The organism is Sulfurovum sp. (assembly GCF_041562805.1).
GTDB lineage: Bacteria > Campylobacterota > Campylobacteria > Campylobacterales > Sulfurovaceae > Sulfurovum.
Window position 1 is genome coordinate 37979 of record NZ_JBFFOH010000004.1, and the last position, 16382, is coordinate 54360.

Genomic DNA, 16382 nt, shown 5'->3' on the forward strand with positions numbered 1-16382 from the left:
CTTCTAATCAATTAAAAGGTATAATTAATACTATATAGGAGCAGAATCATTTTCATGGAAACAATTTTAAATGCATTAAACCCATCACAACGTGAGGCGGTTGAACATATTGACGGACCGATGCTTATCCTTGCTGGTGCAGGTAGCGGGAAGACAAAAACACTTACGACTAGACTCGCTTATCTTGTAGGTGAAGTGGGTATAGACCCGGCAAACACTTTAACACTTACTTTTACCAATAAAGCTGCTGCGGAAATGCGAGAGCGTGCCCTTAAACTGATGCCTGCAAAAGTCTCTTATCCTCCACTTTTATGTACCTTTCATAAGTTTGGCTTACTCTTTTTAAAGTTTCATATCGAAAAACTCGGTAGAAGTAATGCCTTTGTGATCATAGACAGTGATGATAAAAAACGACTTTTACGTTCTATAGCCAAAGAGTTAAAGATAGACCTAAACATCTCTTTTATCGCTTCTGAGATCTCAAAATACAAAAATTCACTCCTCTCACCTGAGCTGGTTTTAGAAAAAGCGGAACTTCCTGACTACAAACAAATAGCCAATATCTATGTAAAGTACCAGGCGAACATTGAAGAGAACAATCTCGTAGATTTTGATGACCTCCTCATGCTTACCCACAAAATACTCAGTGAAAATGATGCGCTGAGAAAAGAAACAAGTCAACGCTACCAATACATCATGGTAGACGAGTACCAAGACACCAATGAACTACAGTTCCAGCTTCTTGAACTTCTTTCCTCTGAACATAATAATCTCTGTGTTGTAGGTGATGATGATCAGAGTATTTATGGGTGGAGAGGTGCAAACATTCGTAATATTTTAGAATTTGCCAACAATTTTGAGACATGTAAAACTGTGAAACTTGAAACAAATTACCGTTCTACTGAACCTATACTCAAGGCAGCAAATACACTCATAGAACACAATTCCACACGTCTGGGTAAAAAACTTACTTCACAAAAAGGTGCAGGTCAAGAGGTCAAACTTCTTCACTCACTTGATGAATCTATGGAAGCCAAAGCTATCGCTCATGATGTACTGAAACTGCTGGATGAAGGTGCTGATCCTGATGAAATAGCTGTACTTTACCGCATCAATGCACTTTCACGCTCACTCGAAGAGGGCTTTACGAAGGCAGGTGTAGGATTCAAACTCATCGGGGGTATGCGCTTTTATGAACGTGCAGAGATCAAAGACCTCATCTCTTACTTAAGGGTTCTCTCAAATCCACATGATGACTTTTCTCTCATACGTATCATCAACAAACCCAAAAGAGGTATAGGAAAAGCATCCATAGAAAAGCTGCAAAAGGCTGCTTTTGATGCGCATATGTCACTCTATCAGTATATAGAAAAATCAGGACAAGGTGAACTTCCTTCTGTCATTAGTAAAAAAGTAGCCACTGCTTTAGAAAAACTTGTCGAAGATATCACACTGCTACAGGATGCTTTGGAAAATGAACTTGGTAACTTTATCACTCTCTTTGAAGAACGCATCAAACTTAAAGACCATTATGCCGGTATGGTAGACGGCTTTGACCGTATCTTGAATATCGATGAATTTTATGGGTATTTTAGAGATGCTGTGGTAAAAAACCCTGACCTTACACTTGATGAGTTCCTGAATGACATCTCACTGCAAAGTGACCAGGATCAGGTTGAAGAAGATACTATCACTATCATGAGTATACATGCGGCTAAAGGACTGGAATTTGAACACCTTTTTGTCATAGGTCTTGAAGAAGAGTTTTTTCCTCTGTTGGGTGAAGGTTCAAATATGGAAGAGGAGCGTCGTCTGGGTTATGTAGCGATCACCAGAGCAAAATCAGATCTTACACTTTGTTATGTCGACAGTCGTTTTTACAAAGGCCGGCGTAAGATGATAGACAAGAGCCGTTTCCTAGGAGAAGCAGGACTTATACAAGATACAAGTCTCAAGATCACTAAAAGTTCTGCTTTCAAAAAAGGAGACCTGGTTAAACACAAGATCTTTGGGATAGGACGTGTTCAGGCCGCCAATAAATCCGGTAAAGAGTACAAGCTTCTTATTAACTTTGGTGGGAATAAGAAAGAAATACTTAGTTCATTTGTACAAAGTATTTAATCTTATATATTTGTAATTTTTTTCAATTACCCTAAATCTAAACTGTGGTGGGATTTCTCCCTTCATTTTTTAGAAAAACGAAGCAAAAATCGTCGTATCTCTCGAATCGCTAGATTTTCTGGCACTAAATGCCGATACCTCCCGTCGCTAAAGCGTAAGTGGGGTGCATGGGCGTTCGAAGCGACAAGGGCACATTACGTGTGATTAAAAGTGAATGCTAAAGGAAATAAACTGTGAATCGACTTTTTGTAGTCAATAAGCCTATCTTCCGTTCTTCTAACGGATATATGGGATATGTGAAACGTAAATACGGGACGAAAAAAGTAGGGTTTTCAGGTACGCTTGACCCTTTTGCCACTGGATGTCTCATTGTTGCGACAGGACAATATACAAAACTATTCCAATACCTCAATAAAACGCCTAAAAGCTACAAAGCTACACTATGGCTAGGGGCAAACTCTCCAAGCCTTGATATAGAGAAGATAGACAGCATTAAAGAGGTATCTGCCTTTACAGAACAACAGATAGAAGAAGTGTTAAGATCCTTACAGGGTGAACTCACCTACTATCCTCCAAAATTTTGTGCCAAGAAGATAAACGGTAAACGTGCCTATGAACTCGCACGTGAAGGGTTGGAAGTGGACCTCAAGACCATCACCTCTACTATTTATGATATCAAACTGCTGAACTATAACCATCCTTTTGTACACTTTGAAGCTACAGTCAGTGAAGGTACATATATACGCAGTCTCGGTGCGCTTGTTGCAGACAAACTGGGTGTAGATGGTACACTCTCCAGCTTACATCGTATCCATGAAGGACAGTTCTATTTTGATGATGAAAAAGCACTCGATCCATTCACCCATTTAGCGCTTCCTACCAATATCTATACAGGCGATGAAGAGTATGTGGAACTGGGTAAAAAGCTCTCAGTAGAATATTTTGAAACAAAAGAGGATGGTGTCTATCTTATAGAGACTTCAAACTTTTTCTCTATTATCGAAATAGTAGAGGAAACGGTCAAATATCGATTTAACCGTATCCCAAAATTTGAGGAAAATTAATGCACAGTATCAAAGCCCATGCCAAAGTAAACATCTTTTTAAAGATCACCGGCCATAAAGACGGCTATCATACCCTGCTCTCAAGATTTATGAGAGTAGAAGACCTCTATGACACTATCACCTTTGAGCCATGTGAATGTGACACGTTTACCATAGAAGGCTGTGATGATATAACGCTTGAATCAAACACTATTTACAAAGCCTACAAAGCACTGAACGACTATACTGGTGACCTAGACATACTCAACTTCTTTTACAAACATAAAGTCGTCGTTACAAAGCGTATACCAAGTCAAGCAGGTTTGGGTGGTGGAAGTTCAGATGCTGCTGCTTTTATGCGTTTGGTCAAAGAGGTATGTAACCTTATGATAAGCACCGAAGAACTGGCAAAGCTTGGAAGTACGATCGGTGCAGACCTTCCTTTTTTCATCTACAACTACCAGTCAGCCAATGTCAGTGGCTTTGGAGAGATAGTTGAGCCCTTTGAAGAAAAACTACTCTCATTAGAACTCTACACCCCAGACATAGGGTGTGACACTGCTGTCGTTTATAAAACATTCAAAGAACACCTGTTGAATGACATCAGCTTATGCTCCTTCATAGGATGGGAAAAACTGGATTCAAGAACCTTATTGGAACGCATTGCAGATCCTATAGTACTCAATGATCTCTACGGTGCTGCTCTTATCGTCTATCCGGAGTTAAAAGAAGTTAGTAAAGCAGGATGGTTCTTTTCTGGAAGCGGAAGTACATTTTTCCGCTTAAATTAAAGTGCTCCCTATTGACCGATTTATTTAATTTAATAGGTATCTATTCGTTCAAAAAATAATCTATTAATCAATTCTAGTTATAATAAAAAAATTTAATGTAAAGAAATAACGATGTCCAAACTCACCCAATATCCTGATATTTTCAATGAACTCAAAGAACAAGTACGTAAAGCCGGACTACTTGAACGTGTACCTGTACGAGGAAGTTTGGAGATGATCGCTATACTTGTATGTATGGTAGCTACACTTGGTACTGCAGCACTTTGGAACCCTATACTTTTAGGGCTCTTTTTAACATTGCTTTTTACACGCTCAGTATTTGTTTCCCATGATATCTTGCACACACAATATTTTAAAAACAAATCTCTTTCAAAGAAGCTTAGCTATCCTTTTTCAGCACTCATCCTAAGTAACTCCTCATCATGGTGGGACTATAAGCATAATGTCAACCACCACACCTACTGTAATATCGTAGAAAAAGATGCAGATATTCGTGCTCTCGATGGTGCTTTTACACCAAACAAAGGGAACAAACCTTTTATCAAAAAATACAAACACATCATCTTTTGGGGCGCAATGTTTTTTATGTTCCCCGCATTTATAGCACAGTCATACAAATTTGTGATCACTCGTAAACTCTGGGGCGAGTTTGCACTGATGCTACTCCACTGGCCACTCATCTGGGGAACACTGCTTTATCAGATAGGAGCACTTGATACTCTTATCGTAGCACTGACACTTAACTTTGTACTCTCTCCTTGGCTTGCTTTTGGTTTCATTACCAATCACTTAGGCTGTGAAACATTTCATGAAGAGGAAGCCAAAAATTTTTCTTGGATGGAACTACAGATGAGAGGAAGCCGTTCTTTAAAAGGCGGTTTTTTAGTACACTGGTTCTACGGTGGACTCAATACACAGATAGAGCATCATCTCTTCCCGAAAGCACCTCGTTTTAATCTTCTGAAAGTACAAAAGATGACAAAAGCGTTTGCAAAAAAGTACAACATACCCTATTTTGAAACCACACCTTTGATCGCATATATACAGATAAATGAGGCGTTAAAGGAGTATTGAATCTTACGCAACTTCTATCTTGGAAGCATAGGGGGAATGTCTCTATCTATCCCTTATAAGTAATGTTTGATGTATTATTTTTTCATTAAACGAAGATAGAGATTTTCAACTTTGGTTCTTGCCCAAGGTGTTTTTCTTAAAAATTTCAAACATGAATTGATACTGGGATCATAATTGAAACACCGTATCTCTACCATTTGTCCCAAAAGTTCCCAACCATACTCTTCCTGTAACTCTTCAAGTATCTGTTTTAGTTTAATGCCGTGTAAAGGGTTGTTTTTATGTTCATCATTTGTCATATAACATCATACCATCAATATCCCAATGAAACGTTTTAAAGAGCCCTTTAAACATATCATCCATCGGTGCTTTTATCACTACTTCTTTATGGCTTAAAGGATGTACAAACTTTAGTTTATCAGAATGTAACAATAACCTGTGACACGCAAACTTCTCACGAAACAAATTATTATGTTCACCCCTTCCATGCTTGGTATCTCCTACTATAGGGTGAAAGATATGTTTCATATGACGTCTCAGTTGATGTTTTCTCCCTGTCTTTGGAAAAAGTTTTACCAATGAATAACGTGCCACAGGATAACGGCTTACAGGAAAGGGTAACTCCACTGTAGCCAAACGTTTATACGAGGTTTGTGCCTCCTGTACTTCTTTGGTAATCCCTTGTTGCTTCTGCTCTTTGGTATCCAACATCTGTTTAAGCGGATAGTCTATCAGTGATGCATCTTCAGTAAACCCACGTACAATTGCTATGTACTCTTTATGTACCTGTGATGAGCGAAAAAGAAGAGACATCATCTGAGCCATTTCAGCATTAAGTGCAAAAAGTAATACCCCTGAAGTAGGTTTGTCCAAGCGATGGATAGGATAGACATATTGCCCTATCTGATCACGCACCAACTGCAAGGCAAACTGCGTCTCATGTTTGTCTATAGGGGACTTATGCACAAGCAAACCTGATGGTTTATTGATAGCCACCAAATATTCATCTTGATAGAGTATTTCCAAAGGGTTTGTTTCTGCATTATCCATGGTGAATTATATGATATAATTCTACAAAATAAAGACAAAAGGACCGATTTGGCGATCAATATCGTAGCGCAGAACAAAAAAGCCAGACATGATTATGAGATACTTGAAAAGTTTGAAGCGGGTATCGTACTGGCTGGTGCTGAAGTCAAAGCACTACGTGCCAAACGTGCCAATCTTGCTGATGCTTTTTGTCGATTTATCCAGGGGGAACTGTACATAATGAATGCACATATCGCGCATCTTGAGACAGCAAACAAACACTTTACCCCTGATACGCGTACACCAAGAAAACTTCTGTTACATAAAAAACAGTTGGAGAAACTCTATGTCAAAGTACACAAAGATGGTCTGACCATCGTACCTCTTATGATCTACTTTAATGAACGCAACATTGCCAAAGTGAGCATCGCCATAGCCAAAGGTAAGAAATTGCATGATAAACGTGCTGACCTGAAAGCAAAAACACTCAACCGTGAAGCCCAACAAGCTATGAAAAATCGAGAGTAAACGAATGAAAACAATTACAGAATTTTTGGATGGGTATCAGAGTGTAGTACTGGGAACAGAGGGAAGCAATGGATATCCTTTTTCCTCTTACGCACCTTTTTACTACGATGGTGAACAAGTGTATATTTTCATTTCAAACATTGCAACACATGCCAAGAACATACAAGCCACTCCTCAGGCTTCCGCATTTTTTATAGAAGATGAAAATACGAGTAAAAATATCTTTGCAAGAAAACGTATCACATTACAATGTGATGTAAGCTCTATCTCTAGAGATGAGAACACCTTTGCAAACATCATGTCACACTTTCAAGATAAATTCGATGCAGATATGGTCAACATGCTTATGGGGATGAAAGACTTTAATCTCTATGCCCTTAAACCTATTTACGGTGAAGCAACTTTTGGATTTGGTGAAGCCTATAACATAGGTGGAGAGAAGATGAATGAGCTGGTGGCAAGAACCGGTGGTACTGGCCACAAATAGTGCTTACCTTTTAGGCTTTCTCTTTTCTATCAACACTTCTCGAGGAGAAAGAGTAGTACGCTCTTTTTTTTCTTGCATTCTTTTTTTACGTTTTTCAATGAGCTTGGCATAACTGTTTGGCTTGAGCATTCTACTTTGTTTCAATCTTTTCCATGTTGATACCTGTTCATATCCTATAAAATGATAAATACTCTTTTGTATCTTTTTAACCAGCCACTTTAAAAAGCCTTTGACAGGAATATGAAATACCTTTTCCAAATAGTACTCCAGCCAACCAAACCAAAATATAAAAAAATCATATACCTTTCGTAATCCTTTGGCCAGGAACGGTACCTTCTCCATCCATGACAAAAGCCATGTAAAGATCACCACTTCAACAATGGGAGCGAGCCAACTTCCCCATAAATAATCTGTAAAGAAATAAGCAATCCCTGCACCTACTTTCAAAAATAGCGCCAGTAAAAAACTCCATACCTTTGCCAAAAATACTTTTACAGCGATCATCCCACCCATAAACTTGCCTATGAAGCCCAATGAGCCAAGAAAAGCAAAAACAGTAATGATTTTTTTGCTTAAAGGAAAGTTCTTAAAATTCTTTTTTGCATGTTGCACTACTCTTCTAATATCAGCTGAAAGGTGATCTAAAAAATGTGTTTTCATATTTCCCATCACCACTTTTTCCACGACATAACGTTTCCCCAATCCTGTAGCAGAGAGAAGTGCAAGTTTTTTAAGGAAAAGTGTCAAGATAAATTTTCCTTTTACAAGAAAAAAAGCAGCAAACAATGTAAAAAGATTTTTCTTTACAAAAAACACTATCCTGAAGAATAATGCTACAATGAAAGCACGACTCTCCTCAATGCTGAATAGAACAATAATACTGATAAGAAGCAGAGGTAGCACCCATAAAAGAATCCATTTTTTCATCACTTCGTCTATTTTCTAAGTGCGTCTTTTACGGTTTTATAGAGCCGTTTCATTTTCTCTATAAAAGGACTTTTACCAGAAAAGTATTTTTCTTTAAATGCCTTTAAACTCATTTTTACCTGCACTAAACGTTCCATCGTCTTCATATACATTTCACAAGACTTTAACCAGTCAATGGCCTTCATGATCCAATCATATATCCATTTGAACCATCCAAACTGCATAAGCTTGTCTTCTGTGACCCTAAAGAGCCAAAAGGTAAATGCTGCTACAGGTATTTTAGCGATATACAGCGTAAGTCCTAAAAGAACCTGTCCACTGACAAATAATATCCCCGCATAAATACCAAATGCTTCCACTATAGCAAGTAAGACCACAAAAATGACAAGAACTATAGAAGGGGTCACAGACTGTAACTTTAATTCAAGCTTCTGCAGAATTTTAAGCGCATGAATCGTCTCATAAATAGGCTTGGCGATCCCCTCCCAGATCAACTCTTCGAAAATAATATAGATCATAACAAGGAAGAGTTGTAAAAGTAAAATAAATTTGTTTTTTATGGCTGAGAGCATGATGGGGTATCCCTAAATAATTTTTAAAAAATATTATAGCGAATTTGATAGTTTAATAGCGTGAGAAAGATTACTTTCTTTTTGATTTACTGTAGTTTTGATTAAATGGATTTTGTGTAGAGCGGGAGCTTACATATAGTAAGTGACCAAACGGAACAAAGTCCATTCAGCCGAAAATGCTGTGAAGCAAAGAGAAAGAGATTACTTTCTTCTGAGTTCTTTGATTCTTGCTGCTTTACCTTTAAGCTCTCTAAGATAGAACAATTTAGCTCTTCTGATTCTACCTCTTCTAAGTACTTCAATACTTTCGATTGAGTCTGAGTAAAGTGGGAAGATTCTTTCAACACCAACAGAGTTAGCGCCCATTTTTCTTACCATGAATGTTCTACCAGTTCCTTGACCTCTAATTGCGATACAAAGTCCCTCATAATTCTGAACTCTTGTTTTTTCACCCTCTTTAATGTTAACGGCTACTCTAAGTGTATCACCAGCTCTGAATACTGGAATGTTTTTGTTTTCAACTTGTGCTTGTTCAAAGCTTTCAATGTATTTATTTCTCATGTGTTATACCTTTTTTGTATAAGTCTGGCCGAAAATACTTTGTTTTACACAAAGCCAGCCCTCTTTTTAAGTCCGTGATTTTACTATGATTACCCTTTAGAAATTCTGAAACTACTTCACTGTTTTCATAATTTTTAGGTTTTGTAAAAGATGGGGCTTCTAAAAGTGATTCTTCAAAACTCTCTATACTTAAAGAATCACTGTTGCCCAATACCTCTTCAACATTACGGCTAATAGCATCACAAACCACCATACTTGCCAGTTCTCCACCTGTTAAAATGAAATCTCCTATGGAAAAAAGTTCATCTGCCTGAGCTTCTATGACCCGCTCATCTATTCCTTCATAACGTCCGCTTACAAAGACAACATGCTCTTTTTTCGCTAAACGTCTTGCATCGTTTTGCGTAAACGGTTTAGCCACAGGAGAAAGAAACACTATATGTGCCTTTTCAGAAGTTTCTCTTACCTTACGAAGCGTATCCATCAAAGGTTGTGGAGTCATAAGCATCCCAGCTCCTCCACCTACCATAGGTGCATCAACACGGTTATGTTTGTCTGTGGTGAAATCACGCGGATTGTAAAAGTCTATAGAGATCTTTTCATCTTCTATGGCACGTTTTAAGATACTCTCGGAAAAGTACCCTTTGATAAGATCGGGGAAAAGTGTGACAAATGAGAAACGCATAGTACTCATTAATACGCTTGTTTGGCAAAGCCAAATAAAGCTACGCTAACGCTATCTTCTCTTCGGCAGAGTGCCCATGCAACTAGTCGCATTAACTTGCTTCCAGTATGTCTTTGGCATCTTTAGTATAAACTATTTTTTCTTCTGTATCTACTTTTACAACATAACGTTCTATATAAGGGAGTAAGAAGTTCTTAGACAATCCTGCTTCAACCAGACTCTCCTCTGTTTTCACAGAAAGATAATCGGTATCTCCCATACGTTGTATATCTTCTACCAGCCCTAAAACTTCATCATCCTGTTGCACTACACATCCAATAACATCAAACCAAAAGTGTTGCCCCTCTTTCAAGTCACAATTTTCTTTTGTTTGTTCTTCATTGGCAAAAAGTTTCGTATTGGTCAGTTTTTTTGCAGAATCAATACTCTCGTATCCTCTAAATTTTACAATACCTCGCGTAAAATTAATATCTGCGATAGTAAGATCACCACGATTGCTTTTATACGTATTTCCTACTTTAAACTGTTCTGGAAAATCTGTATGAAGATGAAATTTGAGGTCACCCCAAAGTCCAATTGTTCGCCCTATTTGAGCGATAAGTGCATCATCATTGGACATAATATTGTTACTCTGAAGCTTTTACATTAACGCGGTAATTCTTACCGCCTTTTGCTTTACAGCCGGAGATGACTGTTTTGATAGAATTGATCATTCTTCCTTCTTTCCCGATAAGTTTACCTATATCTTCAGTGTTCGCAAAGATAGTGATCTCATCGAAACCCTCATCAACCTCTGCTATCTCTATAGAGATATCTTCAGGATTGTTTACCAAAAGCTTGGTATATGAGAGTAAGAAGTCTTTAACCATTAGAACTATTTTTTACCTGCTAGTCTTGTTACTGTTGGGCTCATTTGTGCACCAACACTTAACCAGTAGTTCAATCTTTCTGTATCAAGAGTAAGCTCTTTGTTTACGCTTACTGGGTTATAGTGACCAATTGCTTCGATCCAACCACCATCTCTTCTTTTTCTGCTGTCTGTTACTACTATTCTATAAAATGGTTTCTTTTTTCTACCCATTCTTGTCATTCTGATCATTGTCATATTATATCCTTTGTTTTTTCATTTGTTTGAATGCCTATCTTGAGGAAAGCTATGCATTATCGTAACAAGTACTGACAACTGTTTTTTAATGACTAAAACACTCATCAACACTTCATAAATTCTTTTGGAACGCGATTTTACCATAAATACTATAAAGATTTTATTAAAGCTATGGTTCTAGCAAGTATAAGGTAAGAGCTTGTATGCACCTTATACAGAAATAGGTCGTATCTTAACGTGGACCGCCAGGGAAACCACCGCCGCCGCCTTGCATCTGTGCCATCATGTCCTGCATCTGCTTCATGCCGCCTTTACCTGATAACTTTTTTGCCATCTTGGCTGCATTTTTAAACTGTTTAAGTACACGGTTTACCTGTACCTGGTCTAGTCCTGCACCTGCTGCCAAACGTCTTTTACGTGTGTTGTTAAGCAAATCGGGATCTTCTCTTTCTTTCTCTGTCATAGAAGAGACCATTGCCTTGATCATCTTAATTTCACCAGAGTTTTCCAGATCCATATCGCCTATCTGCTTTGCCATGTTACCCATACCCGGTATCATTCCCATAATAGACTTCATGCTTCCAAGCTTTTTCATCTGTTCCATTTGAGACAAGAAGTCATTGAAGTTAAACTGACCTTTTTTGATCTTCTGTGTAAATCTCTTTGCCTCTTTAGGGTCTATAGCCGCTGCTGCTTTTTCTGCCAGTGATTCAACATCCCCTGCACCCATCAAACGGCTTACGATCCTGTCTGAAATGAACTGTTCAAGGTCTTGCATCTTTTCACCAGCACCGATGAAACGAAGTGGTGTTCCTACCTGTTGTGTAAGTCCAAGAGCAACCCCACCTTTAGAGTCCCCGTCAAATTTCGAAAGTACCACACCGGTGATACCTATCTTCTCTTTAAACGTTTGTGCTGTTCTGACGGCATCTTGACCTGTCATCGCATCAGCCACATAGAAAAGTTCATCAGGGTTTGCTACACGCTTCACTTCTGCAAGTTCATCCATAAGTTCATCATCTATAGCCAAACGTCCCGCAGTATCTATAAGAACAACATCATAAAGCTCTTTTTCTGCCTTTGCAAGTCCCTGTTTAACTATCTCTACAGATGTTGCATTTTCATCTGCGACGAGCTCTACTTCGATCTGTGATGTGATCTGCTTAAGTTGTTCTACAGCTGCAAGTCTCTGTAGATCGGCTGCAATAACAAGTACTTTTTTCTTCTTCTGCTCTTTGAGAAAATAAGCTAATTTACCCGTAGTCGTCGTTTTACCTGACCCTTGTAAACCTATCATAAGTACAACAGTTGGCGGTTTAGAGGCAAAAGTAAAACCTTTAGGTGCACCCTCTATCGTTAAAATCTCTGTTAGTTTACTTTGAAGTGCTCGTAAAAAATTGTCTTTACCTACACCGTTTTGCTTTGTCTCAATTTCAACACTGGCAATGAGTTCTTTCACCACTTTATGGTGTACATCTGCCTTTAAAAGTGACTTTTTAAGTTCAGCAGTTGCTTTTTTAAGTGCTTTTTCATCATCATGAAAACGAATCTTGCCTATGGCATTTTTAAAACTGTCAGTTAAAGTATCAAACATTTATTACCCTATTTCTTCTCTATTTTTCTCAATATAATGATGCGATTTTATCTAAGATTTACTTATATCTCGCGATATCTTTCGGCTCTACTGCATTAAACTCATAATCAAGTATTTTCATTTTAGCAGAGTGCAGAAGTACACGTTTTGCCTGTGTACGGCTTCCATACTGTTCATCACCTAATATCGGATGTCCTATGTGTGCAAGGTGTACACGGATCTGGTGGGTTCTACCCGTAGTGATCTCTATATTGACCTTCGACTTTTTCCCCTGTACCTCTTCTGGTTTTACTATCGTATGTGCTTTTTTACCACGTACGGGGTCTATCATAGAAAATGCTTTCCCTTTTTTCACAGTAAATATAGGTTCATCTATCTCTATTTTTTCATATAGAACACCCTCAACCCATGCCACATAATGTTTTTCAACATTGCGGTTTTTAAACTCTTTGATCGCACGTTCTATAAACGCTCTGTTCTTCCCCAGTAGTAATACACCCGATGTATCTCTGTCAAGTCTGTGTAGAAGTTCTGCACCTTCTATGGAGTCTTGTATCTCATAGCTGTCAACTTGTGCAGGTTTATTGACTGCAATGATGTCTTCGTCTTCATAGAGTATCTCTATATCCTCTGGATACTCTATACGAAAGATAGTGTCAGTACTTATTTCAGCTCTTGCTATCTTTACTTTTTTATCTTCCACATAGACAAGTCCTCTGTCTATAAGTTCTTTCGCTTTATTATTTGAAATGTCCTGTGCCAATGCCAGAACTTTATATGCTTTATCTGTTGCCATTTATATTTCCTTGGTTTTTTCTATCCACTCTTTAAATGTATCATTCAGTGGGAATGCCACTATTTTGATCTTACTGCTTTGTCCTGTTTTAAAAAGTATATCACTTTTTGAAACTTTAAAACTTTTTGCAAGAAACTTTACTAACTCTTTATTTGCTGCACCTTCTACTGCAGGTGCTTTAATGCGTATCTTGATAGCATCCTCACCATACACTTCACAAAACTCACTTTTGCTGGCATTTGGTTGTGCTTTGATGCGTATACTCACTGTTTCATCTTCTATATTATAAAACACTTTTTAAACTCTCTACAATAGCTGTGATGTCACTCTTATTTTTTATCTCTGTAGGCTTAAGCAATCCATACTGCAGCAATCTTCTTGAAAGATTGGATGCTTCTACTACTGCTATACCTTCAATGGCATCAAAAATATCTTTTTGGTTGAAGTAGTGCTTTCCTGAGATGATCCTACATCCAAACTGTGCTGCTTCTGCCGCATTATGTCCACCTATAGGTTCAAATGCACCTCCAAGTATGACGATGTCACTGATGGCATATATATTGACCAATTCACCCAAAGTATCTACTAACACAATATCAGAATTCAACACATCATTTTGAGAATAACGCTGCATCGTACAGTGATGCGTTTCAGCAAAATTTTCCATCATTTTAGCTACTTTATCAAAACGTTCCGGATGACGAGGTACCAAAAGTAAAACTGCCTCTTCATGTTCCTTTTTAAATGCAACAAATGCTTTCAGGATAAGTGCTTCTTCTCCCTCATGTGTACTTGCGCCACACACAACCAGACCAGAAGGTTTTTTAACTTCTTTAGTCACACCAGGTAAGTGGCCTAACTTGATATTACCCGTGACTAACACATTTTTAGCCCCTAGCAATTCTAAACGTTCTTTATCTAATTCTGTTTGTGCATATACTTCATCTATATGCTTAAAGATCTGTTTATAAAGCCATCCTATCTTTTCATACTTAGGAAAAGACCTGTCACTCATGCGTGCATTAATGAGTAAGGTTTTAGCCCCTCTGCTCTGTGCCAAAGCAAAAAGAAGATACCAAAACTCAGCCTCCATCACCACCAGTGCTTTTTGTGGTTTCAACCATCCTAAAAGCAAAGGTTCAAAAGGCAGATACCTGCTCTCTTCCGTATACTCTCCTATCACTTTAAAGCCCGTATGCGTTGTCGTACTCATACGTAAAGCTTCTTGTGGCAATGCATCCACTAAAGGTTTGATGGCTTTTGCTTCTCCAAAACTGCAAGAGTGAAACCAAATACCGTCAGACTTTAAAGGCTTGTTCTTCCATAGGAAAAATCTTGCAGGGAGTGAGTCTTTATATTTGGCTTTAAAGGAGAATAATGCTAAAAAAGGAAGGGCTGCAATATAGATTAGAAAAGAAAAAAGACTATAGAGAAAAAAGAAAAATTTCTCCATAGTGCATCACTTATGCTTCTGCTGTAACACTCTCTATATAGAGAATTCTACCACAGTGAGGACAATTACAGATCTCATCTGCTTTGATCACTTCTGAATACGTTTTGTCATTGAGCTTCATGTAACATCCGTAACATGCTTGTTTTTTAACAGGAACAACCGCTGTATTACCTGCCCAAATACGGATCTTTTCATAAAATGCAAGTACTTTTTGTTCAAGGTCTCTGCTCGATTTTTCTCTTTCAACAAAAAGTTCACCCTTGCTTTTCTCTATCTCTGCTCTTTCTACAGACACTATTTTATTCATCGCTGTATATTCGTCAGTGAGTGTTTTTACTTTTTCACTTGCTTCATCTAAAAGTAATGTTGTCGTTGCATTGATATTTTGAAGTCTATCTATCTCTTCATTTGCAAAAGTCATCTTTTCTTTAGCAATATCTTCTTCTAAAGAGAGTGCTTTCATCTCTTTTTCCGTTGTGATATCTTTAGATTTTTTTGCATTTAAAGTCAATTGCTCGTTCAACATTGTAAGTTGCTCTTCAAATGTCTTTACTCTTGCATCATTCTGAATGATACTTGCATTCAATGTATCAAGTTCAGCTTGTGCTGCATTGATCTTCTTTTCTATTTTTGCTACTTTTTTATTTGCCGCTTCCAGTTGTGGAGTGTAGCTGTCTATAGCTTTGTCAATTTTTGAAAGCTCTATGAGCTCATTTAGATGTTTGTTCAATCTCTGTCCTTTGGAGTTTACGGGTTCTCAATCATTATTTTGAGAGGTTTAACCCATACTTTATATTGTTTCAATATGAAATGGGTTTTTTGAATTCGAAATTATAGCTAAAAGAGGTAAAACTTTCAACTCATCCAAAATTATCTCTGCAAAAAACTTCTCACTTTCATAATGTCCTATGTCTACCATCATTAAATCTTCACTCATTGCCTTCATTGCATCATGATACTTAATATCCCCGGTCAAAAAACAGTCAGCCTCTACCTCATCCATGAGGGAAGCCCCTGCACCGGTGGTTAAGGCAATAGATCTGATCTTCTCTTTCTTACCTATGACTTTGAGTGTAGGCAAGTTCAATTTCTCTTTTAAAAGGGTCAAAAGCTCTTTATAATGCCACTCTCCTTTTGTTGTACATACAAAAGGGTTTTGTGACTCCAGTTTAAAGCCTAAAACCTTCTCAAAAACATATCTGTTCAAATGTGTCTGGTCAAAATTTGTATGCAAAGCGATAAGAGACTGCTTTTTTAGTATCATTTTTTCAAGTAGATTTGAAGGGTATTTTGAGAAGTCAAGCTGTGTCAAATTTCCAAATATAAGCGGATGATGCACCACAAAAAGTGTATTTTCATCTATACTTTCTATCATCTCATCATCTATATCCAATGCAACTACGACCTGGGATACTTCTCTAGACATATCTCCTACGATAAGTCCGGAGTTATCCCACTTTTCCTGGAGTTCAAAAGGACTTACTTTATCTAAATGGTTGTATATTTCTTGTAGCTTCATGCTAATCTTTCTGAGTTTTCACTCTTTTTGATTTTTCCATCACTTGCTCAGCAAGACTTTGTTTATATGCAATGATCTCTTCTCTTGTCTCTTCACA

Annotated in this window: 21 protein-coding genes; 6 read left to right on the plus strand and 15 right to left on the minus strand. The window is 37.8% G+C overall.

What is annotated here, in order from left to right; all coding sequences use genetic code 11:
* Window positions 1-54 precede the first annotated feature (54 nt).
* The 4 genes from ABYK33_RS01210 to ABYK33_RS01225 all read left to right on the plus strand — a co-directional run bounded on the left by ABYK33_RS01210 (window position 55) and on the right by ABYK33_RS01225 (window position 5029).
* Window positions 55-2121 (plus strand): ATP-dependent helicase, encoded by a 2067-nt coding sequence (locus tag ABYK33_RS01210; RefSeq protein ID WP_373031077.1) that lies wholly within the window; start codon window positions 55-57, stop codon window positions 2119-2121.
* A gap of 233 nt (window positions 2122-2354) precedes the next feature.
* The gene (gene truB / locus ABYK33_RS01215) at window positions 2355-3185 is read left to right on the plus strand and encodes a tRNA pseudouridine(55) synthase TruB (RefSeq protein WP_373031078.1); all 831 of its coding nucleotides are present in this window, start codon (window positions 2355-2357) and stop codon (window positions 3183-3185) included.
* The gene (locus tag ABYK33_RS01220) at window positions 3185-3955 is read left to right on the plus strand and encodes a 4-(cytidine 5'-diphospho)-2-C-methyl-D-erythritol kinase (RefSeq protein WP_373031079.1); all 771 of its coding nucleotides are present in this window, start codon (window positions 3185-3187) and stop codon (window positions 3953-3955) included. The genes truB and ABYK33_RS01220 overlap by 1 nt, the downstream gene beginning before the upstream one ends.
* A 111-nt stretch (window positions 3956-4066) precedes the next feature.
* Window positions 4067-5029, plus strand: a complete 963-nt coding sequence (locus ABYK33_RS01225; protein ID WP_373031080.1) for an acyl-CoA desaturase — start codon at window positions 4067-4069, stop codon at window positions 5027-5029.
* 74 nt (window positions 5030-5103) lie between these two features.
* On the opposite strand, the gene ABYK33_RS01230 is transcribed toward ABYK33_RS01225, so the two are convergent.
* Window positions 5104-5328, minus strand: coding sequence for a VF530 family DNA-binding protein (locus ABYK33_RS01230; RefSeq protein ID WP_373031081.1), 225 nt, complete (start codon window positions 5326-5328; stop codon window positions 5104-5106).
* Entirely contained in the window at window positions 5318-6079 is a 762-nt protein-coding gene (truC, locus tag ABYK33_RS01235; protein WP_373031082.1) for a tRNA pseudouridine(65) synthase TruC, read from the minus strand. Before truC ends, ABYK33_RS01230 begins: the two co-directional genes overlap by 11 nt.
* 48 nt (window positions 6080-6127) lie before the next feature.
* Here truC and smpB point away from each other — a divergent pair, with 48 nt between their 5' ends.
* Complete coding sequence (gene smpB, locus ABYK33_RS01240; RefSeq protein ID WP_373031083.1) at window positions 6128-6586, plus strand: SsrA-binding protein SmpB; 459 nt, start codon at window positions 6128-6130, stop codon at window positions 6584-6586.
* Window positions 6587-6590: 4 nt separating this feature from the next.
* On the plus strand, window positions 6591-7073 hold the full coding sequence (locus tag ABYK33_RS01245; RefSeq protein ID WP_373031084.1) for a HugZ family protein: 483 nt from the start codon (window positions 6591-6593) through the stop codon (window positions 7071-7073).
* A gap of 3 nt (window positions 7074-7076) precedes the next feature.
* Here ABYK33_RS01245 and ABYK33_RS01250 read toward each other — a convergent pair whose 3' ends face one another.
* The 13 genes from ABYK33_RS01250 to ABYK33_RS01310 all read right to left on the minus strand — a co-directional run bounded on the left by ABYK33_RS01250 (window position 7077) and on the right by ABYK33_RS01310 (window position 16285).
* Complete coding sequence (locus ABYK33_RS01250) at window positions 7077-8000, minus strand: hypothetical protein (RefSeq protein WP_373031085.1); 924 nt, start codon at window positions 7998-8000, stop codon at window positions 7077-7079.
* A gap of 8 nt (window positions 8001-8008) precedes the next feature.
* Window positions 8009-8572, minus strand: coding sequence for a hypothetical protein (locus ABYK33_RS01255; RefSeq protein ID WP_373031086.1), 564 nt, complete (start codon window positions 8570-8572; stop codon window positions 8009-8011).
* Window positions 8573-8773: 201 nt separating this feature from the next.
* Window positions 8774-9133: a 50S ribosomal protein L19 gene (gene rplS, locus ABYK33_RS01260; RefSeq protein ID WP_373031087.1), complete on the minus strand. Its 360-nt coding sequence runs from the start codon at window positions 9131-9133 to the stop codon at window positions 8774-8776.
* Window positions 9123-9818, minus strand: coding sequence for a tRNA (guanosine(37)-N1)-methyltransferase TrmD (gene trmD / locus ABYK33_RS01265; RefSeq protein ID WP_373031097.1), 696 nt, complete (start codon window positions 9816-9818; stop codon window positions 9123-9125). The genes rplS and trmD overlap by 11 nt, the downstream gene beginning before the upstream one ends.
* A 91-nt stretch (window positions 9819-9909) precedes the next feature.
* Window positions 9910-10437, minus strand: a complete 528-nt coding sequence (gene rimM / locus ABYK33_RS01270; RefSeq protein ID WP_373031088.1) for a ribosome maturation factor RimM — start codon at window positions 10435-10437, stop codon at window positions 9910-9912.
* Between the two features lie 7 nt (window positions 10438-10444).
* The gene (locus ABYK33_RS01275; protein WP_373031089.1) at window positions 10445-10687 is read right to left on the minus strand and encodes a KH domain-containing protein; all 243 of its coding nucleotides are present in this window, start codon (window positions 10685-10687) and stop codon (window positions 10445-10447) included.
* 5 nt (window positions 10688-10692) lie between these two features.
* Window positions 10693-10923, minus strand: a complete 231-nt coding sequence (gene rpsP / locus ABYK33_RS01280) for a 30S ribosomal protein S16 (protein ID WP_373031090.1) — start codon at window positions 10921-10923, stop codon at window positions 10693-10695.
* A 232-nt stretch (window positions 10924-11155) separates the two neighbouring features.
* Window positions 11156-12517 (minus strand): signal recognition particle protein, encoded by a 1362-nt coding sequence (gene ffh, locus ABYK33_RS01285; RefSeq protein WP_373031091.1) that lies wholly within the window; start codon window positions 12515-12517, stop codon window positions 11156-11158.
* 58 nt (window positions 12518-12575) lie between these two features.
* On the minus strand, window positions 12576-13313 hold the full coding sequence (locus tag ABYK33_RS01290) for a pseudouridine synthase (protein ID WP_373031092.1): 738 nt from the start codon (window positions 13311-13313) through the stop codon (window positions 12576-12578).
* A complete protein-coding gene (locus ABYK33_RS01295; protein WP_373031093.1) occupies window positions 13314-13607 on the minus strand; it encodes a DUF167 domain-containing protein in 294 nt (97 codons plus the stop codon).
* Window positions 13597-14766, minus strand: a complete 1170-nt coding sequence (waaA, locus tag ABYK33_RS01300; RefSeq protein ID WP_373031094.1) for a lipid IV(A) 3-deoxy-D-manno-octulosonic acid transferase — start codon at window positions 14764-14766, stop codon at window positions 13597-13599. The genes ABYK33_RS01295 and waaA overlap by 11 nt, the downstream gene beginning before the upstream one ends.
* 10 nt (window positions 14767-14776) lie before the next feature.
* Window positions 14777-15496 carry a zinc ribbon domain-containing protein gene (locus tag ABYK33_RS01305; RefSeq protein ID WP_373031095.1) on the minus strand — a complete coding sequence of 240 codons (720 nt, stop codon included), beginning with the start codon at window positions 15494-15496 and terminating at the stop codon, window positions 14777-14779.
* Window positions 15497-15556: 60 nt separating this feature from the next.
* The gene (locus ABYK33_RS01310) at window positions 15557-16285 is read right to left on the minus strand and encodes a Nif3-like dinuclear metal center hexameric protein (protein ID WP_373031096.1); all 729 of its coding nucleotides are present in this window, start codon (window positions 16283-16285) and stop codon (window positions 15557-15559) included.
* Between the last annotated feature and the right edge of the window lie 97 nt (window positions 16286-16382).